This is a genomic window from Pseudanabaena mucicola FACHB-723, from assembly GCF_014696385.1.
GTDB lineage: Bacteria > Cyanobacteriota > Cyanobacteriia > Pseudanabaenales > Pseudanabaenaceae > Pseudanabaena.
Window position 1 is genome coordinate 1 of the sequence record NZ_JACJQB010000012.1, and the last position, 24,477, is coordinate 24,477.

The following is a 24,477-nucleotide window of genomic DNA, read 5'->3' on the forward strand; positions in this document are numbered from 1 at the left end:
AGTGGCTCAATTAGTCTCACAGTAATTAGTTCGGATATGGTGATTCTTAGAATCTTCCCATTAGTTCGGATATGTGTAAATAATTCTGCATGGCTACTTAATTGTGCGATGTCTGTCAGGATACTTGAGTGATTTACTAGCAGCTTGGCGATCGCATTTCTGAGTTTCGAGTCAAAGCTCATAATTTAACGACTTGGTAACAGGCGGATATTTTGAGATGCCACAAATATTACAGCCAACATCTTCCAATAGCTGCATTCAGTCTTGTTAAAACCCAAAACCCAAGAAATGAGTTGTGGCACTTCGCGCCACAACTCATTTCTTGGCTAGAAGCGATAGCAAAATCACTACAAGTTCCGTACAAGTTAATACCATCCAATGCAACTTTTCAGCATATTAATAATTACAAGTTGTCATATTCCCTTGAAATTGATGTAGAATCTCCCTCGTTCTCGTTACGCAAATTTTCAGAGCATCATCTTCAAGACCTCTAAAAGTATAGTTACAACGCTTTTATCCACTGCTTCTATGCATTGTCATATATATTTATGCGGCTCGTAGCTTGCTCTCAAACCCTTTACAGCGCAACGTTCCCATGCAAAAATTCATATCCTATTCCCGTAACTTATCCCGCCATCTCTTGCATGGGAGTTCCCCACGCAAAGCATTAAATTTGCTCAATAAGCGCCTATTATTACTATTTCTCTGTGGTGTTGCTAGTAGTATTGCGATCGCAACACCCACGGCACAGGCAAATCGTCTCGAAACCTTTGTCTATGACTTGACCGATAGCAAAATTGAGTTTTCGCTAAAAAATGACATCGAGCCAAGGGGAACGGTCATTAGTAACCCTACCCGCATCGTGATTGATTTACCCGGTATCGTCTATCAGGGGCCAACGGTGCGGCGACGAGTGGGCAAGGGTGTGCAATCAGTAAGGGTTGGGCAAGTCGATGCCAATACTACGCGCATGGTGGTGGAGCTTTCGCCCGATGTCACCCTTAATCCTCAAGATTTGCGCCTCAAATCTCAGAAACCAGGACAATGGACAATGCAATTGCCGCAGAACATTGCTGCAATTGACCTCAATAGTATTTCCACATTCATTATGCCCGTGTCAGATGCAACAATTAGCTCAGGTTTTGGATGGCGTGTGCATCCAATTACTGGAGAGAGGCGCTTACATAAGGGGGTAGACTTTGCTGCGCCAACAGGTACGCCTATTTTTGCGGCGGCTGATGGTGTTGTCACCGATGCAGGCTGGACAGATGGTGGCTATGGCAATATAGTCGAGTTGCGCCATGCCGATGGGACACTGACGCTCTATGCCCACACCAACCAAGTCTATGTCGCTAAGGGGCAGATGGTGCGGCAAGGGCAGCCAATTGCGGAGGTCGGAACTACAGGACGCAGTACGGGGCCGCATCTCCATTTTGAGATTCAGCCCGATGGCAAAAATGCTGTTGACCCGATTGATTACTTGCAACTGCGTCAAGTCACATTAGATTTAGCTTCCAACAGTTTTAAAGATTAATCTTCAATTCAAGGCGGCGCGAAGCGCCGCCAATGGTTTTAGTTATGGCAAAGCCTGAATTGCTAGATAAAATGCGGTAATTGATTTGGCATCAAGACTCGTATCAGCACTTTGCGATCGCAATAAATTTTCGATTTCTTGCCGAGTCATCAGCACCACTTCGATCTCTTCATCTTCATCTTGGGCAGGTGGGTTTTCAAGCTTGGTCAAACCTTGAGCAAGATAGGCATGAATAATCTCATCGGAATAGCCCGGACAAATGTAAAATCCACCAAGATATTGCCACTGACTGGCGCTATAGCCTGTTTCTTCTTCTATTTCGCGGCGAATGGTCAAGCCATGATCTTCGCCGACCTCTAAAGTACCCGCAGGAAATTCTAAGAGGTAGCGCTGAATCGCAAATCGATATTGCTTAACAAGAACAAATTTGCCATCGGCAGTAACGGGAACTGCCATTCCTGCCCCCGGATGCTTAATGTAAGAGTATTCACCCGTAATGCCATTGGGTAACTTAATGCGATCAACGTGAAATGAGAATTTGCTGCCCTGATAGCTAAGGCGATTTTGTAAAACTTGCGCCGAGGTAAGATCTGACATGAAATTTTTGCTAATAAATCTGTAAGTAGCTAGAAACCTATGCGCGTGAACCACAGGTTTCTAGCTACTTATTGTCTCGTGTTCTTGACCACAAGAATCGTCTCCAGACTGGCATCACTAGCGCCATTAATTACTCCCCCTGATCGCAAAATTGCCTGTAATATTTCCACAACTTCGATGGTGATTTCTTCACCAATGCACAGCAAGGGAATGCCGGGGGGGTAGGGACAGAGGGATTCAACACTGATATGTCCAATTGCTTGGTGTAGGGAAATGCGATCGCAATTAGCAAAATAGGCTTGACGCGGAGTCAATCGAGATTGGTGATGAATTGGGAAATTATCGAATTTATCTAATCCATAACTTGTAATTACCTGCGACCTGTGACCAGCTGCCCTCTCCCTAGTCAATTGCTGAAATCCAGAAACAAGACGTTCTATATCAGTTTGAGTATTACCAATGCTCAAGCTAAATACTAATTGCGTCAGAGTAGGCATTTCCGCAATCACATTAAATTGCCGTAAATATTCATCTGCGGCAAAACCAGTTATCCCGAGCTGATTAATTATCACCGTTAAGCGAGTTTCATCAAGGGTTGGCACTTCATGGGCGCTAAAGGTGCGGAGATTAGGGATTTTAGAGAATTGCGATCGCAATTCTCTTGCTAGTTGCCATGTTTTTGTTAAAAGCTGTTCGCCCTGCATTGCCATCTGTCGCCGCGCCACATCCAAAGAGAGCAACAGTAAAAAATTGGGACTGCTCGATCGCAATATTTGCAAGGCGAGATCCACTTGTGCTGCATTAATGCGTTTGCCCTGTAAATGTAAGACTGAAGATTGGGTAAGGCTGCCTGCGACTTTGTGGGTTGATTGCACCACTAGATCGGCTCCCGCTTGCAATGCGGACTGGGGCAGATCGGGATGAAAGCCTAAATGCGCTCCGTGGGCAGCATCGATGAGTAATGGCACATCAAAAGCATGGGCGATCGCCGCCATCTTTGCCAGTTCACCACAAACGCCAAAATAGTTAGGACTGACCAGCATCACGGCTTTAGCATCAGGGTGCTGACTCAGAAATAATTCTAGGGTGGCAGGACTCACTCCAAAATCTAAGTCAAACTCTGGCAAATATGTCGTCGGCAAATAAATTGGGGTTGCACCCGTCATCACTAATCCTGCGATCGCAGATTTGTGACAATTACGTCCAATCAAAACCTTGTCACCTTCGCCACAGGTCGCCAAGAGCATTGCTTGAACACCACAGGTCGAGCCATTGGTCAGAAACCAACTGCGATCGCAATTATATGCCTCGGCAGCGAGGGCTTCGGCGGTGGCAATTGCCTCTTCGAGATCGGGCAGTTCTGGCAAATCGAGCCGCAGGACATTTTTACCAATCAGTTCCAGCAGTTCCCGATCAATTCCCTGACCGCGCTTATGGCCGGGCATATAAAAAGGTGCGTCATCAATATCAAGGTATTGCTGGGCAAATTCTAAAAGTGGCGCTTGAGTTTGATCCATGCCCAGTGCTAAGCAATTGCTGCCTCTAAAATAGCTTTGTCGCGAATGCGGCAAGAGTCGCACACACCGCAGGGGACTTCGCCGCCTTGATAGCATGACCATGTTAAATCAATTGGCACACCCAAACGCTGGGCGCGGCGTACAATGTCTACCTTCGAGTCCATGACCAATGGAGCTATTAACTTGATCGCATTGCCCTCGATGCCGACCTTTGAGGATAGTGCCGCTAACTTTTGAAATGCTTCTAAATATTCAGGACGACAATCAGGATAGCCTGAATAGTCCACCGCATTAATGCCTAAATAGATGGCTTCTGCCCCCTTCGATTCGGCAAGGGATAATGCGATCGCAATAAATACCGTATTGCGTCCGGGAACATAGGTAATCGGGATCTCATCGGATTGGACACCAGCCGTCGGTACAGCAATATTCGCGTCGGTCAGTGCCGAGCCGCCCCACTGTGCCAAATTCACATCGACAATAAAGTGTTCTTTGATATTGAGGGCAGCCGCCACCTGTCGCGCCGCCAACAACTCACGTTCATGACGCTGACCATAGCGAAAGGAGATGGCGATTGCCTCATATCCATCGGCAATTGATTGGGCAGCCGCAGTTGCGGAGTCGAGTCCGCCCGACAATAGAATGATCGCTTTTTTCATAGTTTTTCTATTTTGTTTCTTTGTCTTTCTTCACGTCAGCTTGACGAAGGCTGAAAAATAGTAAAAATCGCTTCGCGATTTTTACTATTTTTCAAAGCTTTGAACCGCCCGCGTCGCGGGCGGTTTAAGCTTTGGTGCTAGCGAACGCCCAATAACTTGTGAGTTTGCATACTAATCCGCCAATCAGCATGATGCAACACATACTGCATGACCAAATCTTTGCTGCTAGGAGTCTCCCATTCAGATTGTAAGTATTTGACGACATGGGCAGCCACTTGGGCGGCGTTCTGTTCTGCCCAGACTAAATCCGACTGTTCCTTCACAACAACCTTTAGTTCATGCACCTGTTCATAAATACTCGTATGGGGTGGTTTGAAGGTTTTGGGAGAAAAGGTCACCCAGTCAAAAGTGCCACTAAAGGGATGCGATCCTGATGTTTCTAAATGAACTCGTAATCCTTCTGCTTTTAGAGCTTGAGTTAACACTGTCAGGTCGTGCATTAATGGCTCACCCCCCGTAATCACCACCATCGCAGGTTTAGCATTTACCGCTTCTGTGACGAGATCTGCGATCGCAATTTGGGGATGATGTTTGGTACTCCAAGATATTTTGGTATCACACCAAGGACAGCTAACATCACAACCTGCGAGGCGAATAAAAAAAGCATTGCTGCCCATCCATGTACCTTCACCCTGCACAGAATGAAATGTTTCAACTATGGGCAAATGGTGAGAATGGTTGACTTGATCCACTACTAATTTCTTCCTTGGTGACGCGACCTGATATTACTCGTACCTTCGCCCTGTACAGAATATAACGTTTCGACGATTGGCAAATGGTGGAATGAATGAATTAAGATTGCTATACGATAATTATATTTATCTGGTAGAAGCCAAAACTGGCATGATATGAAAATGTGAATTATAAGATTTTGTAATTGTAGATGTACTAACGGCATTATCAATAGATGATAATACTTCTTGAAAAAGATGCCACATTAATACAGGGGGAATCGCATTACCTATTTGTTTATAAGTTTGAAATTCGCTGACGGGAAAAATAAAGTTGTCAGGAAATGACTGTATTCGAGCAGCTTCTAATGGAGTAAAACGGCGATATATTTCTTTTTCTAAGTTTACAAGCAATACTGGATCTGTACCATTTAAACTAATTTTTGCTAAATGAGAGTTGATTGTATTACAAGGTTTTTCTATATCCTGAATACGACCTTTATTAAAAGCCTTATTTGAATTTTTTAATCCTTGAACTGCCCGTTCAGAAAATATAAACCTTTTATCATAATCATCCTGTAAAACTAATTTCAACGGGATGAGTTTGTCAGAAGAAGTGGGAAATACAAACTCTACCTTTAAGTCTTTACGGAAGCCAACTATGAAGACACGTTCTCTTTTTTGTGGAATTCCATAATTAGCAGCATTTAAAATTTTATAAAAGATGTTATACCCAGATTGTTCAAATTCTTTCAATATAGTTTCAAATATCTTACCTTTTTGAATATTAGTTAAACCTTTTACATTTTCAGCAATGAAAGCTAATGGTTGTTTATCTTTAAGAATTCTTCCCATTTCTAAAAATAATTGTCCCCTAGTATCATTTAATCCTTTTCTTTGTCCAATAATGCTGAAAGCTTGACATGGAAACCCACCTACTAAAACATCATGTTCTGGTATTTCTATCGATGAAATATCAGTAATACTTTTACAAATAAAGTTGTGTTTAAAATTTGCTTTGTATGTGTCAGCCGCAAAAACATCAATATCATTGGCTAATACAATAGAGGTACGAAGACGTTTGTAGTGTTCTCCCAAAAATGAGAATCCTCCTAACAACCCTAAATCGCTACCGCCACAACCTGAAAACAAAGATACTATACGAAGTTTTTTCATATCCTAAATGTTGATTTGGTCTTTAACAATTATCACCCCAGCTTCTTCTGTATAAGTAAGACGGTATTCAAGAGGTTGTAATCTGATTTTTCCTTGCTCATGTTTCTGAAAAGGATTTTTAATTTCAAATACTGAAATTCTCTCTTTTGCTATGATAACTCGTGCAATATAATAACTATCTCCAAGTTGTTTTGCTGTATCCCAAGCATTAGAAGAAATACTAAAAAATGAAGTTGAGTTAAAATCTGGTGTAAAATTTCGTTTAGTTGTTTTGACTTCAATATATTTCTTCAGTCCATTAGCAAATACAGACTGAATATCAAAACCTAAACTTGTATCATTAGATACTATTCTTACAAGCCCACTTAAATCAGGGCGCTCAGCATTTACACGAAGCTTTTCAAGACTGTAAACGTAGGTTTCACCTTCATCACCGATCTGTTTAGTTGTTTGTTTAGTTTCTTCCTCATGCTTAACAATTTCTAAAATGTCTTCGGATATCTCATAACCAGTAGTAACACTTTGTATTTCACTATTTTCATCTATAATTTCAACGGTAGTCTGTGAGAAAGATGATAGTGTGGTTTTTAAAGCTGACTCTTCAACGAAGTCCGCATCAGCGTAGTAATCATCCCAATTTTCAAGTACATCTTTTATTTCGTCGCGCTCGACAACAGTACCTTGTTTGGCTATATCAAATTCATAGAAAAAGGTTTCATCATTGGCAATAAAATCTAGTGCATCTTTTTCATGGTCATTAAGAAAATATTTTTTGTTAAACTCAATAAGCAAATTTGCTGCTACCATGAAGTTTAGAAAATCTCGTGCGTAACGAATTTCATCATTACTTCCACCACACAATATGCTTCTATTTCGTAGATCGAAAAATAAATTAATTCTTCTTTCTGGTGTTTCTTGTTCTACTGTTACTCGCTTATCATTAAAAACTAATTGAGCAACTTCTTTAGCTGTAATAGCAAATGATTTTCCGTTGCTTTTTTTGTTTCCTTCTCGAAGTAGTTTTATTAGATACTGAGCAGGCTTAAATTTAACTTCATTAGCAACATATTTTTCAATAAATTGAATTTTGTTTATGCCATTTGGATATTGAAATTTATTGCAAACTGACTTAAAAAAACGAGGGGTATCTTGAGTCTGGACTAATAATAAAGTTCTATTACTGACTATGACTTCATTATTCCGAAGTTTTGTAAGACCAAAAAGTCTTGTCATTTCAGTTCTCTGATTATCAATAGCCTTGTCGGCTAGGCTATCCGTACTCAATTGACGTAAATATGCGTTTATCTCCATTTTAAATTCAGCTTTAGGAGTGGTTCCCAATTGAACCATTTTACTTGCTAAAAGTAGCAATGTATCCTCAAGATCTTTATTGAACCTAGAACGAGGAAAATGCAATTCCAGCTTATATTCTTCTGGCGTTACATAATTATTCATATCTAAATATACTCCAAAAGTTTTTTAGCAATCACTTCGGCTAAAAGCGGTGGAACTGCATTGCCAACTTGTTTATATTGGCTGGTTTTGTTTCCAAAAAATATAAACGAATCAGGAAAAGACTGAAGTCTTGCACTTTCTCGAACTGTTGGAACTCGGTTATACACATAATGAAAATGATGTCTGTGACCAGTGTCAATAGTAAAACTTGGTTTTTTGCTATTTAAACGAGTCCAAGCAATATTTACTTTACGAGTTTCTCTCAAATCCAATGGTAAATCTTTATGATTTCCACCATCAGGAACTAGAGAGATAATACTTTTAGTTTTTTCAGAGTGTCTGGTGATTTGATGATTATAGATCCCTTTTGATTCTTTTCGCATCCATTTTTGATATTTTTCTGAAGGTTCTAAAAAGTATGGACTACCATCTTCAAGACTGTTTTCAGGCAAATCAGACAAAGCGTTATAGGAAGTAACTAATCGAGATGTATGAGGCTCTGGAAATTCAAATTTATTCCCATTCAATAGCCCAATAAAGAACACTCTTTTTCTAAACTGAGGGACACCATAATCTGCCGCATTTAATACTTTATAAGAAACTGTATACCCAATTTCATGAAACTCTTTTAATAAAATATCCCTGAGTTCACCATTGAACAACCCTATTAATCCAGGCACATTTTCCATTACAAACGATCTAGGCTTTAATTCTGATAAAAGCCTTAAATAGGACAGAAACAATTTGTTTCTGGGATCTTCTTTTAGCCTATGACCAGACAAGGATACGCCTTGACAGGGGGGACCACCAATCAGAACATCTATTTCTTTATTTTTAGTGTATTTTTTGATTTCAGTTTTACTTAATAAAGTAATATCACCACAGAGTGCTTGAGAATTCTTATGGTTCTTTCTAAAGGTTTCTAAAGCATTAGGATCATGATCAATACCAAGCATTATTTCATATCCTGTGTTCATAAAGCCTAAAGATAAACCACCGCAGCCGCAAAACAAGTCTACAACTGTATTGTGTTTAATCATTTGCATAATTAATATGATTTAAAAAAGAATAAAAAAAGAACGTCTAAATCAGGTGCATTTGACCTCACCAAACTATATACCAGTAATACATAAATCCGTAACATTACCCCTCAAAGCCTTGACTTCACTGCGTTTTACCTTGCTTTCAATGCGTCGATTTTGAGCGCTCCGCGATGGTTTGGTCGGTTTACGCTTCGTCGGCACAATGGTCACACTTTTGACCAATGCTTGCAACCTCTGGAACGCATCCTCCCGATTTTGCTCTTGAGTGCGATGTTGTTGTGCCTTAATTACAATAATTCCATCTTTGGTAATCCGCCGATCATTGAGATTCAATAAACGTTCTTTGTACAAAGGCGATAGAGATGAAGCATTAATATCAAAACGGAGGTGAATGGCTGTGGAGACTTTATTCACATTCTGCCCGCCTGCTCCCTGCGATCGGATGGCAGTAATACTAATTTCATCGATCGCAATGGATGTATATTTGGTAATTTCGAGCATGTATATGGCAAAGGCTTATTTGCAGAGCTTCGTAAAGGTTTCCTTTAACAAAATAATAGATCTTCCTCAGTGCGATCGCTACTATTTATTTGCTCAACCGATCCACCATAGGCATTCTGAATATTGGCGGTAGTCATCACTTGACGTGGCGTACCCATCGAGATTAATTGCCGATTAAGCAGTAATAATTGATCGTAGCGATCGAGGGTATCGCCCCACTCGTGACAGCTAATCAATAAAGTTTTTCCTTCCTGCTTAAGCTGATTGTAAATATTCCACATCAAAGCCTCAGTCTTTTTATCAACTGCGGTCAATGGCTCATCTAATAGCAGGACATCCGCCTGTTGTGCCAAGGCTCTCGCCAAAAATACTCTCTGTTGTTGTCCACCCGAAAGTTGTTTAATCGGGCGATCGCGTAATTCGGATAGTTCGACGCGCTCTAATACTTCTTGCACAATTTGTTTAGACTGACGACTAATTTTGCCAAACCATCCAGTGTGCAAGGTTCGCGCCATCATCACTACATTCCACACGGTCACAGGATAGTCCCAATCAATTTGCGATCGCTGTGGCAAATAGGCAACTTTTTGGCGTTGTTGCTTGAGTGGTTTTTGGTGATAAAAAACCTGACCTTTTTGAGCAGGAATCAGATCGAGCATCGCCTTGAGTAAGGTGCTTTTGCCTGCGCCATTGGCTCCAATCAGTCCCACCAATGAGCCAGAGGGGATGCTAAAGGAAATATCCGAGAGCGCGGTGACTTCGCGATATTTCACCGATAGGTTCTGCACTTCAAGCATAGATGCTGATGCTCAAAAAATGATAATCGTTTTCAAAATTATACCCAAATATTTGCGTTTCCCCAACAAAAAAAGATGGAGATATGCCTCCATCTTTTTTTGTATAGCTATAGCCACACAAGTTAAAACATAAAACCAAAAGAGAGTTGCGGCGCGAAGCGCCGCAACTCTCTTTTGGTTTTATTCGACGTTCTGAGTCGCTTTAACAGCGTAATAGCCGAGCAGAGTTGCCACCGTAAAGCCTGTGAAAAATAGGACAAACAATACACTAATGCCGCCAGTGATGCCAACTTGAGCGAGAATACCTTTGCCAGTCAAGACTTCATTTGCGAAGCCAGCGACTAGACCAATCATTGCCATCCGACCATTCCAAGTCTCAGCAAAATTACTAAACCCAAATACACCTGCCCCTGTAGGATTTACATTAAGACCGACATTTTTAACGGTTTTAGAAGCTTCGTTATCGTTGTTTTGTGGTTTGGTTGGGGTTGATACCATGATTAATTCCTTTCCTACAGAAGATTTCTATCAGTTAACTAAACTTTACATTTGTTTACAGCAAATGTAAATCTGCCATCAGAAATATGCCCTATTGCCTAAACCCTAGTTGCAGTCAACCCAACAATCCCCCCAAGGGAAAATTTTGCATGAGTTGCGGTAAGAGCTTACGACTCAAGGGACTGTATGAAGCAACGGCACTAATTGGACAGGGTGGCATGGGGCGAACCTTTCGGGCAAAGGATTGGGGGCGAATGGGGCAACCCTGCGCGATCAAACAATTTTTGCCGCAGTGGTCAGAGCCAGCCTTAATCAAAAAAGCGATCGCATTATTTGAACGAGAAGCAGAGCAATTGCAATTGTTGGGTTCGCATCCACAGATCCCCGAATTAATTTCCTATTTTGAAGAGGATGGCTACCTCTATCTCGTACAAGAACTGATCGAGGGTGAAAATCTCTATGTGGAACTGCAATGTCAGGGCATCTTTAGCGAGGCAAAAATCTATCAACTACTCGAAAATCTTTTGCCTGTGCTGCAATTTATCCATGAACATCAAGTTATTCATCGAGATATTAAACCCGACAATATCATTCGCCGTTCGGTATTGAATCCCCTATCTCAAGGCAGACATGGCGCTAGAGCGGAAGGAGATTTAGTGCTGGTGGATTTTGGAGCAGCCAAGGAAATTACCCATAATACGGCTGGTCGGACAGGTACATTAATTGGTAGTGCGGAATATATTGCCCCAGAGCAAGCAAGGGGAAAAGCGGTTACGCAAAGTGATCTATATAGTTTGGGTGTAACTTGTCTTTATCTCTTAACAGGAATTTCTCCCTTTGACCTATACGACGACAATAAAGATCGCTGGATTTGGCAAACTAAGCTGCAAACTCCAATATCTGAGCATTTAACACAGGTTCTCAATCGTCTGATCGAACCTGCGATCGCAAATCGTTATGCTTCAGCCAAGGCTGTTCTTGAGGATTTACAATCCAATCATCAAGGTACTAAAAGTCCAAAGAAACATCTTTCCTTAAATAATTCTCCTCAAATTGACGAATTAAGGGAAATTCTCAATTTAGGACAATGGCAAGCAGGCGATCTGCTGACCAATCAAATTATTTTGGATCTAGTTAAGAAAGAAAGAATTGCTCAATTAACGGTATCGGATATCGAGAAAATCCCCTGCGAAGTCTGGCTAGCGATCGATCAGTTATGGATGCAAGCCACTAATTGCCGCTTTGGGTGGACTGCCCAACAACAAATTTGGCAGAGTCTCAATGGTCGCTTGATTTATCGCGAAGATACCTACTGGGAATTTGCCAAGGTCTATGAAAAGTTTGCCGATCGCGTTGGGTGGCGCAAATCTATATGGTTTAATCTGCCGTTTTTGCCCAAGGTTTGGCGTAAATATGAAAACCTCACCTTTGCGATCGCCGCGCCGCAGGGACATTTACCAAGTTTGTTTTTTTGGGAAGGATTTAACCTCGTTGATAGTGTGTTCTATCGCTTAGAAATTTGTCGCAAAAAATAGAGCTAGCTTGAGACCATACTCAAAGCCACTGCTTCCGCCACCTTGATGCCATCAATTCCCGCCGACAGAATACCACCTGCATAGCCAGCCCCCTCTCCCGCAGGAAAAAGCCCCTCGACATTGAGACTCTGGTACTTGTCATTGCGCTTAATCCGAATTGGTGAAGAAGTGCGCGTCTCCACACCCGTCAACATCGCATCATCCATCGCGAATCCCTTGATTTGTCTATTAAAAGCAGGTAGTGCTTCTCGAATGGCTGCGATCGCAAAATCAGGTAAACTCTCGCTCAAATCGCACAAATGCACGTCAGGGGCATAGGATGGCGTGACCATCCCCAGATGATTGGAAGGACGATTAGCAAGAAAATCTCCCACCAGTTGCCCCGGAGCTGCATAGGTTCCGCCGCCCAACTCAAAGGCACGCGACTCTAAGCGGCGCTGAAAATCAATACCCGCAAGGGGATGTCCGGGATAGTCTGCGGGAGTAATACCCACGACAATGCCGCTATTGGCATTACGCTCATTGCGAGAATATTGACTCATGCCATTAGTAACTACACGGCCCACTTCTGAGGTTGCCGCCACTACTAAACCTCCGGGACACATGCAAAAGCTATAAACAGAACGTCCATTTTGACAATGATGCACCAACTTATAATCGGCAGCACCCAAAATTCTATGTCCTGCGTAATTACCAAATCTTGCCTGATCGATCAGCGCTTGGGGATGTTCAATCCGAAAGCCAATCGAAAAGGGTTTTGCCTCAATATATACACCGCGATCGTAAAGCATTTGGAAGGTGTCACGAGCGCTATGACCAACCGCCAACACAATATGACTGCTTTCTAAATATTCTCCACTTGCCAGCGTCACCCCTTTGACCTTGCCCTCCTGAATCTGAATATCTTCAACACGACTTTGAAAACGAATCTCGCCACCAAGGGATTCAATGGTGGCGCGAATGCTCTGGACAATGCCCACTAATTTGAAAGTACCAATATGGGGCTTATTGATGTAGAGAATTTCGGGAGATGCTCCCGCCTTGACAAATTCCGTCAGCACCTTGCGTCCATAGTGTTGGGGATCTTTGACTTGGCTATAGAGCTTCCCATCCGAAAAAGTCCCCGCACCGCCTTCCCCAAATTGAGCATTGGATTCAGGATTAAAATCGGCTCTCTTTTTCCAAAAGTTAAAGGTGTCCGCCGTGCGATCGCGAACTGCCTTACCGCGTTCTAAAATAATCGGTCGAAATCCCATCTGTGCAAGCATTAGCCCTGCAAACATTCCTGCTGGCCCCATACCAATCACAATGGGGCGCGTACCTGTGACATTACCAAAACCTTGCGGAGCTTTTGCCACATACTTATAGCTGGTGTCAGGGGTGGGCAACACATGGGGATCTTTTTGGAAGCGATCGCAAAGCTGCGGTTCTAGGGTTGTTTCCACATCGACAATGTAAACCAGATAAATATCTGTTTTCTTTCGTGCATCATAACTACGCTTAAAAATTGCATAGCTGATTAGTTCTTCTGGCTTAATTTGCAGTTTTTTGAGAATGGCAGCTTTGAGGTCATCTTCTTGATGATCGAGAGGTAGTTTAATTTCGGTAATTCGTAACATAGAGCCAACGGATTTAACTTAAATTTTGAGATGTTTCGTCATGATTGAGTAGGCAAAATTCTACTCGCAGCACCAGCCAGCGAAGTACCGCACCAAGGGCAGACTAGGGAAATTTTTTCGTAGGTGGAAATCTTGGCGCATTTGAAATTTGGACATTGCAAGCCGTAGACCTGCTTGGCAATATGTTGGGTTGCCATTGGTGCAGGGTCGTGAGGTGCATTTATCATGATTTGGGTAACTTGCAAAATCTGCTGCCCCAAGGCGATCGCACTATTTTGGTTTAGCTGACTTTCCCCCTGTATTAACTGTTTGCCATCGACGATGGGAGGGTTAGACTCGCGCATATTTCGCACCCAAAAGCTTTGTTTCTGAGGATCAAAGTAAATCAGCACATGTAAGCCTGAAACCGTGGGATGTGTCAAAACCAAGTCACATCGAGCGGGATCGCGCCCGAGTTTTGCCATCATTGACTCACTTATTTTATAAGTTCTTGCAATGCCCGATTCCGTCCAAGCTATTGTCAGTTCCGACATAATCGCTCTTAACATACTGCTGCATTCCAAATATAGCTGAGGTTTAGCCCCTTGCAACTGCGATCGCAACGGCGATATGATCTGACCTAGTTCTGTTCATTACATTTCCAACCATCAAATCCCATGACTCCGACTTTACTTGGACGGTGGCAAACTCGAATTTTGCTGTTTGGAACTATGGGCATCCTCGCCACTATCCCCTTCAGTCTGAGTGGTGAAAGTCGCTATTTTCTAGTATTAATTGCGATCGCAGTTTTAGGATGTCTTTGGGATATCGCCTACAATCAACTCCAAAAATTTCGCTGGGATCATGACTGGCCAGCTTCTTTACAACTAGCCGCAGGTATTTGGGAAGCATTTTTCTTCTATTTTCCGTTTCGCTTACTGATCAACCAAGCCTTCAAACCAGATTGGTTCAGCAACCTTCCCTTCGATAAATTTTTACTGCACTATGCCTCAGTGTGGCTGATTGTATTTATAGCTTCCCAGTCGATCATGCGGATTATTTTTCCCCGTTGGCGATTTCATGGCGGCGAATGGCTCTGAACCTAGAAGCTTGTGCTAACCGCATAGCGGGCGGTACAAGCCGTCTTTGTAGTACGATGATTGCAAATATCTGGTCAGAAAATTTTTGTTTTTATGGATGCAACCCTTATCCGTCAGCTTGTGTGGCTAGACTATCGCTTAGCCCTACTATTTGTTGTTCTCATCCCCTTTGGGTTGTTGTGCTGGGCATTACGCATCAATGATGAGGCAATTAAGCGATCGCTACTTGTCTATTGGCGGGTGGCAAGTTTGCTATTAATCACGATCTACTTAGCAATTGGCAGTCTGGGCGTAGCTTTTGTCTCAGGAATTGTGGCGATGGTTTTAATCGCGCTTTCCCTCTGGTTTTGGCAAGACCTTAACGAAGATATTGCCGCATCTCGCACCAAACTTCAACCAATTTATTTGGGATGGCGATGGGCAGTCACCGTTTATTGCTCTCTGAGTGCAATTTTTAGACTGCTATTTGCGAACTGTGCCTTTGTAAGTGTCGAGCAGCTTAGTGATATTTGCAAAATTTGGTTTGAGCCACCCCTCAGTTTCAGCAGTATCTTGCATAGTAATGTACCCGTGGAAAACTTGGCATTTTTTGGTGCTGTTGGGGGCATTGTTTATGTTTTGTACCTATTTGTTTTTCTTGCCTTTAGCCTCCCGAAAACTGGCAGAATCGCATTTCGTGACTAGCTCTCGCAAGTTGTGGCGCAAAGCGCCGCAACTCTCATCGATATTGATTGGGATAGCTTACCCTTGCCCCTGCCCACAACAACTTTTGCCGCAGGGCTTGGTAATAGGAATATTCTTCACGCAAGACAATAAACTGAGCCTGACAGTCTGACATTTGGATATCCACACGCTGGCCCGGAAAGATTGAAGTAGCAATTACGCCGTCTGTCCAGAGTTTTAAGCTGAAATCATCCGTTGACAATGGCCAAATACTTACGGTTAGCTTAGGAGGAATCACGATTGCCCGACTTGATAGACTTAAGGGACAAATTGGCGTAATTGCGATCGCATGCATTCCTGAATGCACAATTGGGCCATTCGCCGCCACTGTGTAAGAAGTCGAGCCAGTGGGGGTCGCCACAATCAAACCATCACCATGGTATTGATCCACCACTTCCCCATCTATTTCTAACTCTAATGATGCTGTTACCATGCGATCGGGAGATGCGGGCTTCACACACATCTCATTCAGACAGAGAAAAGGCCCCGTGGGTTGCCCCAATCTGCCGCCCAATCCCTCATCAACAGTAACGACCTTAGCCTCTAGCATCATGCGCCGCTCGATCGCAAATCGATCCGCGAAAAGGCGCTCCCAAATTTCAATGGTATTTTCACATTCCTCAATAGAATGCGTCAAAAATCCTAGATGACCTCCTACATTAATCGCCAAAATAGGAATTTCTAGTTTCGCCAAATACCTTGCGGCTCCCAAGGTTGCCCCATCACCACCTAACACAACTGCTAAGTCAATATCTTGATGCATTGACTCTAAAAATACAGGATAGGGATTGTCCGTTGCCCCCGTAGGGCCGATTAAAACCTTGACTCCTAAAGCTTCTAACTCATGACTGCATCGCTCTGCCCATGCTTTACCAACTTGACTACCCGACTTGTAGGCGATAATTGCTTTATTAATCTTCACAGATATTTCTCAACTTGGCACTACATGGTGACAATATATTGTTGACTTTAGCGGAATCTCTTCAAATAAAAGGCTTGATTTACTATTTTCTAAAGTTATTGATGAATAAAATTTGCGCTAAACCTTGCTAATTGTCGGCTAATTGTTAGGATTTTTTAGCAATTGATGAAAATTAATAGTACAAACAACAAATTTTTAAGATAAAATTTGACACTAGGTAAAATTCTTGGTGTGAAGGGTAAGTCATGAGTCAAGCTGGATTTGGCGATTCATCATCACAAGAGAGCATTGAGCCTTCAATGCCAGAGCCGCAAACTCCACTTCAGAGTGTATCTGTAAACGTACTCGGTGAGCCAACAACTCTGTTTAATGCCCTGCCACGTCAGGCTTTAGAGCAAGAGTTACAGTTCTGTAATGAGCGAACTCAGCAAGCACAGGTTTTATTAAGACAAGCCCAAGAACAGTTGCAACTGTCTCAGCTTGTCATCCAAAGACAGGAAACTCTCACCCAAACTTTGCAGTCACGCATTGATCAGTTAGAGCGTGAATTGCAGGATGTGCATACTAACTGCGATGAGTTACGCAATCGCCTCAAACGTCAACAGCATCATACTTCTCAACTAAAAGCTGCCCTTGAGCGTTGTCTCGACACCTCCACACCCGCCAATAATGAAATGGCAACCTCAGCGCTAGAGTCTTGGTCAGTTGCCAAGTTGGCTGACGAAAAAATTACTCCCGTTCAATCTAATAACGACGCGCAAATGCAGAATGTCGTCAAGATTGCGCCTGTATATCAGTCCTCTGAACAATTAACCGAACAACTAACTGCTCAGTTAACTAGTCAAGAGCAATCGATTAATAATGTCCGCATTAGTGAAGATTCTGCTAATGCAGAGTCGCCACCTGAATCAGAGAGCGGATCAGCATCGTCAGAATCATCAATCCCTACAAAAGTTCAGCCGATTTCGCCGTTGATCATGCGCCCCCATAAGGCTTATCAAGGTTCACCGATCACAGGTTTAAATTTACCGCCACTGCAATCAGCTACCCCAATTGTTGCAGAGCCTGTTCCAGATTCATTGTTTCCCCGATATACTCAATCCGTATCAGAGCGACCAGAGCCACCAAATACTCAACCTAGAGAAACTGATGCTTCAATTTCTCCTAGCTCAGGATTGACTAATTCCTCAATGGTATCTACGGTGGCAACCCCTAAATTTATGCAGTCTTTGTATGGCAATGCCAAGACTAGCGATAACAAAACGAGCGACAATTTGGATAGGGATGAGACAGATCAGGTTGCGATCGCAAATGCTAGTCCCCGTAAAGCCGTAAATTCTTTGGCGGCTGTGCAACTGCCTCAGTTTCCTCCTTTGCCGCGCCGATGATTGGTTTTTTGCGTGGTGCAATTGCCGCTTGTAAGGCTGCCGACAGTTCTCGAAAAAGTACACCCTCCTATTGGCTCACCCTTGATGTGCAGGGTATTGGTTACGATATTCAAATTACGGCTAGCACTGCCAATAAATTGCCAGCCGTAGGTGCAGAAACGCAAATATTTACGCATTTGATTGTGCGTGAAGATCAGATGTCTTTATATGGCTTCCCCACCTTGGCTGAGCGAGAATTATTTCGCCAACTCATTAGTGTGTCGGGCATTGGTACGCAAGTGGGGTTGGCTTTATTAAATAGTTTAGGTATCCAAGATTTAGTTAAGGCAATCGTTTCAGGCAATACAAGGGTATTGAGCTTAACCCCAGGGGTCGGCACAAAAACCGCCGAAAGACTAGCTTTAGAATTAAAAACCAAGTTGGCTGATGGTCGGTTGGCGCAGGTTGGCACAGTTAGCGCCGTAGGCAATCTTTTGAGTGTGGCACTACAGGAAGAATTAGAAATGACTTTGTTGGCGTTAGGCTATACACCTTCAGAAATTAGTAGCGCTCTCACTGCGATCGCAAGTTTGCCAATTTTAGCGAAAACCCAAGATATTGAAGCTTGGATCAAAGAAGCAATCGCATGGCTATCTCGATAATCCCTATTGTTGCAGCGCTTCGCGCTGCAACAATAATTTTGGGAAGGGAGTAGTGATCTTAAGTCTATATAAGCATTTATACGGGGCAGAGCAAGCTTGATTTAACATAGAATTTGCGATCGCAAATTCTATGTTGTTAAGTATTGACAAATAACATTGACAAATAACTATGTTGGAATCTCTTCCACCGTTAAACGACCATAATTTACCCTATCCAGACACAATTCATCCGATTGTGGTGCATTTCGTGATTGCGATGGTTCTTTTTGCCGTAGTATGCGATGCGATCGGCTACTTCACTCGTAATTTCCGCCTATACGAAGTCAGTTGGTGGAATTTGTTTTTTGCCACTATTTCGATTTTTATCGCGATTATTTTTGGACAAATTGAAGCAGGGCTTGCTGAACCCTATGCGGGTGTCGCATCAACTTTAAACTTACATACCATCATCGGTTGGTCACTTTCAGGCATCATTGCCGCGATTACAGGATGGCGATATGTGCTGCGTATACGCGATCCTCAATATTTGCCCCTCTCGTTTCTTGGTGCGGGTGTCGTTTTAACAGCGATAGTTCTCTTCCAAATCTATCTTGGTGATTTGCTGGTGTGGGTGTATGGACTGCATACAGTGCCAGTTGTTGAAGCTTTAAAGGAGTCAGGCTTAAAATGAATCCAGATTTAATTACTCAACTAGGTAGTCAAATCGGCGCAAATGGTTTGCCCTACGTTGTGCCGATCCATCCCAACCTTGTGCATATGACCCTTGGTTTGTTTATCGTTGCGATCGGATTTGATATTGTTGGTGTCTTTTTTGTCATCGAAAAGCCCCTCTTTAAATTTCTGGCGATCCCCGCCGCCCGCTCCAACTTTTTTGACGTGGGTTGGTACAACATGATCGCCGCATCGGTGATTACCTTTTTTACGGTGGCGGCAGGTTTCTACGAAATCCTTCTCGCTACCCCCGACCCCAATGTCAAAAGTGCTTGGGGTTTGCAAGCTATGGAAACGATGATCTGGCATGGTGTGGGTGGGGTTTTATTACTAGCACTGATTGTCGGCATGACAATATGGAGAGGATTTCAGCGTTTTCTATGGCGCAAGGATATGGCGCAGCAGGTGCAATGGAGTTATTTGCTGACGGGATTATTTATATTCGTGATCATGTTTGCCCACGGCACTTTAGGCGCACAGCTTGCCTCTGAATTTGGTGTACACATCACTGCCGATCGCCTGTTACGCATGGGTCAAGATCTTAATTCGCTATAGGAATAACCATGAAATTTCGCACAATTTTAACCTTAGGTGGAATTGCGATCGCGATCGCATTCATCAGTCTCTGGATGGGACAAGCCGCCTATACATGGTTCCCGCCCCAAGCTTCGGCAGAATCAATATTAGTTGATAACCTATTTAGCTTTTTGGTGACATTAGGAACCTTTATTTTTCTGGGTGTCGTTGGCACTGTGACCTATTCCATCTTGTTTCAACGTGCCGAGAAATATGACTATAGTGATGGTCCTCACATTGAGGGAAATGTCAAATTAGAGATCATCTGGACAGCGATTCCCCTTGCCTTGGTGATTTGGATCGCGGCTTATAGCTATCAAATCTATGATCAAATGTCGATTTTAGGGCCAATGCATCATTCGCACCATGGAGCGATGATGGCGGCGGCTGATGCGTCTGAAATTAGCGATTCTAAAACCGCAGAAGTTGAAAAAATCCAAGTCCTAGCGCGGCAATGGTCATGGGAATTTCGTTATGGCAATGGAACATCCAATGTCAGCAGTACAGAATTACATTTACCCAACAATCGCAGAATTAAGCTTGTCCTCCATTCCGAAGATGTGCTGCATGGCTTGTTTATTCCTGCCTTTCGCGTAAAGCAAGATGTAATTCCGGGGCATGATATTGATTTTGAATTTACGCCTATTCTTGAAGGCAAATATCGCTTGCGGGATTCTGAATATAGCGGTACTTATTTTGCATCTATGCAAACCGATGTGGTGGTGGAATCGCCCGAAGCCTATCAGAAATGGTTAGCGGATGCTGCTAGTACCACTCCTGTCGCGGCTTACAATCCTGCGGCTAGTGAATATGCCAAACGCGCCAATGCGAATAATTGGGCAACGGTTATCCCTGCGGCTCCGCCTGTAGTGAATTATTCAAGTTCTAATTAAATTTCTTAATTTATAAATCATGGCAAATATCTCTACTGATGCGATCGCTGATACTCGTCCCCCAGAGAAACCCGAAGACTGGCGGCGATTTTTTGGATTTAGTACCGATCATAAAGTGATTGGGATTCAGTACATTGTTACTTCCTTTTTCTTTTTTCTCATTGGTGGTGTTCTCGCGATGGTGATAAGGGGCGAACTGATTACCCCTGAATCGGATCTCGTCGATCGCGCTGTGTATAACTCAATGTTCACGATGCACGGCACGATCATGCTGTTTCTCTGGACATTTCCCGTACTTTTAGGAATATCCAATTACTTAGTGCCATTGATGATCGGCGCTCGTGATATGGCTTTCCCAAAGTTAAATGCTGTTGCCTTTTGGATGGTTCCTGTATTTGGAGTAATCCTGATGGCAAGCTTCTTTGTGCCTGGGGGATCTTCGCAATCGGGCTGGTGGGCTTATCCTCCTGTAAGTTTGCAAAATCCTACGGGAAATATTGTTAATGGTCAGTTCCTGTGGTTAGTTGCAGTCGCTATTTCGGGTGTAGCTTCGATTATGGGTGCGATTAACTTCGTGACTACCATTTTCCGAATGAGGACTACGGGCATGACTTGGTTCAAAATGCCTGTGTTTGTCTGGACAGTCCTTGCCGCGCAAATCATTCAGCTAATTGGATTGCCAGCCCTCACCGCAGGAGCCGTGATGCTCTTGTCTGACTTGACCTTTGGGACGAGCTTTTTCGATCCCGCTAAAGGCGGCGATCCCGTTCTCTTTCAACATTTTTTCTGGTTCTATTCCCATCCTGCGGTCTATGTGATTGCTTTGCCAGTGTTTGGGATTTTCTCCGAGATTTTCCCTGTCTATGCGCGTAAGCCTCTCTTTGGTTACAAAGTCGTGGCGGTGTCTTCCTTAATCATTACAGGATTAAGTGGCATTGTCTGGGTGCATCATATGTTTGCCAGTGGCACGCCTAGCTGGATGCGGATGCTCTTTATGGCGACGACAATGTTGATTTCTGTACCGACAGGGATCAAGGTTTTCGCTTGGGTAGCGACGATCTGGGGCGGCAAAATCAAGCTAACTACGGCGATGCTATTTGGCTTAGGTGCGATGGTAATGTTTGTATTCGCTGGAATTACAGGCATCATGCTGGCTTCTGTTCCCGTTGATATTCATGTGAATAATACTTACTTTGTGGTCGGACATTTCCATTATGTAATTTACGGCGCAGTGGTAATGGGAATCTACGCAGCGCTGTATCATTGGTTCCCCAAAATGACAGGCAGAATGTATTCCGAAGGTTTAGGAAAGCTCCATTTCATCCTTACCTTTATCGGTACAAATGCCTGTTTCTTTCCGATGCATCCCCTTGGTTTGCAAGGAATGCCCCGTCGCGTTGCCTCCTACGATCCAGAGTTTGCTTTCTGGAATGTGATTGCTAGTTTAGGCGGATTTCTCTTAGGAGTATCGACATTACCATTCTTGCTTAACATGATTGGCTCTTGGGTACAGGGAGACAAAGCTCCCAAAAATCCTTGGCGGGCGATCGGTTTGGAATGGCTAGTTTCTTCGCCGCCATCCCATGAGAACTTTGAAGAGTTACCGATTGTAATTTCGGAACCCTACGGCTATGGCAAAGATGAACCCTTAGTTTCTAATCCTGATAAGTTGGAGATAAATCATGCAACCAGTTGATACTTCTATTGGTGACAATCCCATTCTGGAAGTTACCCACGAATCTGTCCATAGTGAGCATCCCGATAATCGGCTATTTGGCTTTGTCGTCTTCCTCCTTTCCGAAAGCGTCATCTTCTTGAGCTTTTTTACTGCCTACATTGTCTATAAAACTACCGCCCTCAATTGGCTTCCTGATGGTGTCACTGGGCTAGAAATTCGCGAACCTGCAATTAACACTGTGATTTTGGTTTCCAGCAGTTTCACCATCTACATCGCTGAGAAATTTCTCCATAAAAAGCAACTGTGGGGATTTCGCGCCTTTTGGCTCCTAACGATCGCTATGGGTAGTTACTTCCTCTATGGTCAAGCCGTGGAATGGAGTGGTTTAGCCTTTGGCTTCGGGGATGGCGTGTTTGGTGGTAGTTTCTATTTGCTGACGGGCTTTCATGGTCTACACGTTTTAACAGGTGTGCTGTTGCAGCTAATCATGTTGGTGCGATCGTTCTTTCCCAATGAATATGACAAGGGTTTATACGGCATTGAGGCAACTTCGCTATTTTGGCACTTTGTTGATGTGATTTGGATTGCATTGTTTACGCTGATTTATGTCTGGCAATAGTTTGTAGATAGTGCTTCGCACCATCTACAAACTTCAAATATATGAGGGAAAATCCAATGATTATTGATGACAATTATTACGATGTGATTATTGTGGGGACTGGTGCGGGGGGAGGAACTCTTGCCTATAAACTCGCTTCTACAGGCAAGAAAATCCTGATTCTGGAACGTGGTGATTTTATGCCTCTCGAAGAACAGAATCGCAGCAATATCGATATCTTTCAGCGCGATCGCTATCATGCTCCTGAACAATGGTACGACCACACAGGCGAGCCATTTTCACCGCAAACTAACTATGCGATCGGGGGCAATACCAAAATCTATGGCTCGGCTCTCTTGCGGCGGCGCGAAAAGGACTTTGAGGCAGTCACTCATCAAGCGGGAATTTCCCCAGAATGGTGCGTGAAGTATGACGAATTTGAGCCTTATTACACCGAAGCGGAAAATCTCTATAAGGTGCATGGCGAGACAAATTCCGATAGCACCGAACCAACTCACAGCACTGATTATCCCTATGCTGCGGTGAGTCATGAACCTGAAATTCAGAAAATCTATGAGGCGATCGCAAATCAAGGTTTGCATCCATCGACAATTCCCCTCGGCTTGACCCGTAAAGAGGATGACCCCACTAGCGACTCTGAAGAAAGTTGCCTCGTCCCTTCCTTGAAGTCTGCCAATGTCACCTTAAAAACCCAAGCCAAAGTAATCAGTCTCCATACCAATCCATCGGGGCGATCGGTAAAGGGAGTAGAAGCGGAAGTGGGCGGACAGTCCTATCTCTTTTTAGGTGATATCGTTGTGCTTGCCTGTGGCGCAATCAATTCGGCGGCGTTACTGTTGCGATCGGCAAATGATTCCCATCCCAAAGGACTTGCCAATAGCTCCGATCAAGTGGGGCGGAACTTGATGAAAAGCCTGTTGTCATCCGTAGTTCAACTCAGCACGAAGCCCAATAATGGCTCCTTCCAAAAATCGATTTATGTAAATGATTTCTATTGGGGTGATGCGGATTTTCCCTATCCAATGGGACATATTCAGAACTCTGGCGGACTACTCACCGACATCATTTTTGCGGAATCGCCACCTGTATTCTCTATTGTTGCCAAGCTCATGCCTAACTTCGGACTGAAGCAGTTAGCCACTCATTCCATCGGTTGGTGGGCGCAAACGGAGGATCTGCCAGACTCAAATAATCGGGTGCGTTGGGAAAACAACAAAATCCATATCGATTACAATCCCAACAATACGGAAGCCCACGATCGCCTAATTTATCGGTGGACTGATGTTTTAAAAAATATCGAGAAGTCCCTAGCTGGCTTCCGTACTGGTTTCATGCATCCCCGTTCTGAGTCGCCGTTGCAAGTGGTCGCCAATCAATGCGGAACCTGTCGCTTTGGTGATGATCCTCTAACTTCCGTTTTAGATCGCGATTGCCGCGCCCACGATCTCGATAATCTCTACGTTGTAGATGGCAGTTTCTTTCCATCTAATGCGGCGGTGAGTCCTGCTTTGACGATTATTGCTAATGCTCTAAGAGTAGGCGATCGGTTAATTGAAAGATTGAGATAATTACATATCTCGCTTAA

26 protein-coding genes are annotated in these 24,477 nt (G+C 43.5%); 12 read left to right on the forward strand and 14 right to left on the reverse strand.

Going from position 1 to position 24,477, the window contains the following annotated elements:
- On the reverse strand, positions 1–182 hold a 182-nt coding region (locus tag H6F41_RS18820), incomplete at its 3' end, for a hypothetical protein (protein ID WP_206754050.1).
- 413 nt (positions 183–595) lie between these two features.
- On the opposite strand from H6F41_RS18820, the gene H6F41_RS08150 reads away from it, so the two are divergent.
- On the forward strand, positions 596–1,534 hold the full coding sequence (locus tag H6F41_RS08150; protein ID WP_190402983.1) for a peptidoglycan DD-metalloendopeptidase family protein: 939 nt from the start codon (positions 596–598) through the stop codon (positions 1,532–1,534).
- A 42-nt stretch (positions 1,535–1,576) separates the two neighbouring features.
- On the opposite strand, the gene H6F41_RS08155 is transcribed toward H6F41_RS08150, so the two are convergent.
- From H6F41_RS08155 to H6F41_RS19255, 10 genes are all read right to left on the reverse strand, one after another.
- The gene (locus H6F41_RS08155) at positions 1,577–2,131 is read right to left on the reverse strand and encodes an NUDIX hydrolase (RefSeq protein ID WP_190402984.1); all 555 of its coding nucleotides are present in this window, start codon (positions 2,129–2,131) and stop codon (positions 1,577–1,579) included.
- A 68-nt stretch (positions 2,132–2,199) separates the two neighbouring features.
- Positions 2,200–3,648, reverse strand: a complete 1,449-nt coding sequence (locus H6F41_RS08160) for an aminotransferase class I/II-fold pyridoxal phosphate-dependent enzyme (RefSeq protein ID WP_190402985.1) — start codon at positions 3,646–3,648, stop codon at positions 2,200–2,202.
- Positions 3,649–3,656: 8 nt separating this feature from the next.
- Complete coding sequence (gene queC / locus H6F41_RS08165; protein WP_190402986.1) at positions 3,657–4,307, reverse strand: 7-cyano-7-deazaguanine synthase QueC; 651 nt, start codon at positions 4,305–4,307, stop codon at positions 3,657–3,659.
- Positions 4,308–4,444: 137 nt separating this feature from the next.
- Positions 4,445–5,059, reverse strand: a complete 615-nt coding sequence (locus H6F41_RS08170; protein WP_190402987.1) for a 7-carboxy-7-deazaguanine synthase QueE — start codon at positions 5,057–5,059, stop codon at positions 4,445–4,447.
- 126 nt (positions 5,060–5,185) lie between these two features.
- A complete protein-coding gene (locus H6F41_RS08175; protein ID WP_190402988.1) occupies positions 5,186–6,214 on the reverse strand; it encodes a DNA cytosine methyltransferase in 1,029 nt (342 codons plus the stop codon).
- A 3-nt stretch (positions 6,215–6,217) separates the two neighbouring features.
- Positions 6,218–7,669 carry a protein NO VEIN domain-containing protein gene (locus H6F41_RS08180; RefSeq protein WP_190402989.1) on the reverse strand — a complete coding sequence of 484 codons (1,452 nt, stop codon included), beginning with the start codon at positions 7,667–7,669 and terminating at the stop codon, positions 6,218–6,220.
- A gap of 2 nt (positions 7,670–7,671) precedes the next feature.
- Positions 7,672–8,709 (reverse strand): DNA cytosine methyltransferase, encoded by a 1,038-nt coding sequence (locus tag H6F41_RS08185; RefSeq protein ID WP_190403066.1) that lies wholly within the window; start codon positions 8,707–8,709, stop codon positions 7,672–7,674.
- Positions 8,710–8,781: 72 nt separating this feature from the next.
- Positions 8,782–9,213, reverse strand: coding sequence for an alternative ribosome rescue aminoacyl-tRNA hydrolase ArfB (gene arfB / locus H6F41_RS08190; RefSeq protein ID WP_190402990.1), 432 nt, complete (start codon positions 9,211–9,213; stop codon positions 8,782–8,784).
- A gap of 44 nt (positions 9,214–9,257) precedes the next feature.
- Entirely contained in the window at positions 9,258–10,010 is a 753-nt protein-coding gene (locus H6F41_RS08195) for a metal ABC transporter ATP-binding protein (RefSeq protein ID WP_190402991.1), read from the reverse strand.
- 180 nt (positions 10,011–10,190) lie between these two features.
- The gene (locus H6F41_RS19255) at positions 10,191–10,508 is read right to left on the reverse strand and encodes a chlorophyll A-B binding protein (protein ID WP_322095897.1); all 318 of its coding nucleotides are present in this window, start codon (positions 10,506–10,508) and stop codon (positions 10,191–10,193) included.
- An 86-nt stretch (positions 10,509–10,594) separates the two neighbouring features.
- Between H6F41_RS19255 and H6F41_RS08205 the strand changes: the two genes are divergently transcribed.
- On the forward strand, positions 10,595–12,043 hold the full coding sequence (locus H6F41_RS08205; RefSeq protein WP_322095898.1) for a serine/threonine-protein kinase: 1,449 nt from the start codon (positions 10,595–10,597) through the stop codon (positions 12,041–12,043).
- Between the two features lie 2 nt (positions 12,044–12,045).
- On the opposite strand, the gene H6F41_RS08210 is transcribed toward H6F41_RS08205, so the two are convergent.
- Both H6F41_RS08210 and H6F41_RS08215 read right to left on the reverse strand, forming a co-directional pair.
- Positions 12,046–13,662: an NAD(P)/FAD-dependent oxidoreductase gene (locus tag H6F41_RS08210; RefSeq protein WP_190402993.1), complete on the reverse strand. Its 1,617-nt coding sequence runs from the start codon at positions 13,660–13,662 to the stop codon at positions 12,046–12,048.
- A 38-nt stretch (positions 13,663–13,700) separates the two neighbouring features.
- Entirely contained in the window at positions 13,701–14,210 is a 510-nt protein-coding gene (locus H6F41_RS08215) for an FHA domain-containing protein (RefSeq protein ID WP_242022969.1), read from the reverse strand.
- Between the two features lie 108 nt (positions 14,211–14,318).
- Between H6F41_RS08215 and H6F41_RS08220 the strand changes: the two genes are divergently transcribed.
- Positions 14,319–14,741: a hypothetical protein gene (locus H6F41_RS08220; RefSeq protein ID WP_190402994.1), complete on the forward strand. Its 423-nt coding sequence runs from the start codon at positions 14,319–14,321 to the stop codon at positions 14,739–14,741.
- Positions 14,742–14,834: 93 nt separating this feature from the next.
- Positions 14,835–15,425, forward strand: a complete 591-nt coding sequence (locus tag H6F41_RS08225; protein ID WP_190402995.1) for a DUF3177 family protein — start codon at positions 14,835–14,837, stop codon at positions 15,423–15,425.
- A 34-nt stretch (positions 15,426–15,459) separates the two neighbouring features.
- On the opposite strand, the gene H6F41_RS08230 is transcribed toward H6F41_RS08225, so the two are convergent.
- Positions 15,460–16,386 (reverse strand): NAD(+) kinase, encoded by a 927-nt coding sequence (locus H6F41_RS08230; protein WP_190402996.1) that lies wholly within the window; start codon positions 16,384–16,386, stop codon positions 15,460–15,462.
- Between the two features lie 245 nt (positions 16,387–16,631).
- Between H6F41_RS08230 and H6F41_RS08235 the strand changes: the two genes are divergently transcribed.
- From H6F41_RS08235 to H6F41_RS08270, 8 genes are all read left to right on the forward strand, one after another.
- The gene (locus H6F41_RS08235) at positions 16,632–17,774 is read left to right on the forward strand and encodes a hypothetical protein (protein ID WP_190402997.1); all 1,143 of its coding nucleotides are present in this window, start codon (positions 16,632–16,634) and stop codon (positions 17,772–17,774) included.
- A complete protein-coding gene (ruvA, locus tag H6F41_RS08240) occupies positions 17,771–18,415 on the forward strand; it encodes a Holliday junction branch migration protein RuvA (RefSeq protein WP_190402998.1) in 645 nt (214 codons plus the stop codon). The genes H6F41_RS08235 and ruvA overlap by 4 nt, the downstream gene beginning before the upstream one ends.
- Positions 18,416–18,584: 169 nt before the next feature.
- Entirely contained in the window at positions 18,585–19,085 is a 501-nt protein-coding gene (locus tag H6F41_RS08245) for a DUF2231 domain-containing protein (protein ID WP_190402999.1), read from the forward strand.
- Complete coding sequence (locus H6F41_RS08250) at positions 19,082–19,681, forward strand: DUF2231 domain-containing protein (protein ID WP_190403000.1); 600 nt, start codon at positions 19,082–19,084, stop codon at positions 19,679–19,681. Before H6F41_RS08245 ends, H6F41_RS08250 begins: the two co-directional genes overlap by 4 nt.
- A gap of 8 nt (positions 19,682–19,689) precedes the next feature.
- The gene (locus H6F41_RS08255) at positions 19,690–20,595 is read left to right on the forward strand and encodes a cytochrome c oxidase subunit II (protein ID WP_190403001.1); all 906 of its coding nucleotides are present in this window, start codon (positions 19,690–19,692) and stop codon (positions 20,593–20,595) included.
- A gap of 19 nt (positions 20,596–20,614) precedes the next feature.
- On the forward strand, positions 20,615–22,291 hold the full coding sequence (gene ctaD, locus H6F41_RS08260; protein ID WP_190403002.1) for a cytochrome c oxidase subunit I: 1,677 nt from the start codon (positions 20,615–20,617) through the stop codon (positions 22,289–22,291).
- Positions 22,278–22,892 (forward strand): cytochrome c oxidase subunit 3, encoded by a 615-nt coding sequence (locus H6F41_RS08265; RefSeq protein ID WP_190403003.1) that lies wholly within the window; start codon positions 22,278–22,280, stop codon positions 22,890–22,892. Before ctaD ends, H6F41_RS08265 begins: the two co-directional genes overlap by 14 nt.
- Before the next feature lie 56 nt (positions 22,893–22,948).
- Entirely contained in the window at positions 22,949–24,460 is a 1,512-nt protein-coding gene (locus H6F41_RS08270) for a GMC oxidoreductase (protein WP_190403068.1), read from the forward strand.
- Positions 24,461–24,477: the final 17 nt, after the last annotated feature.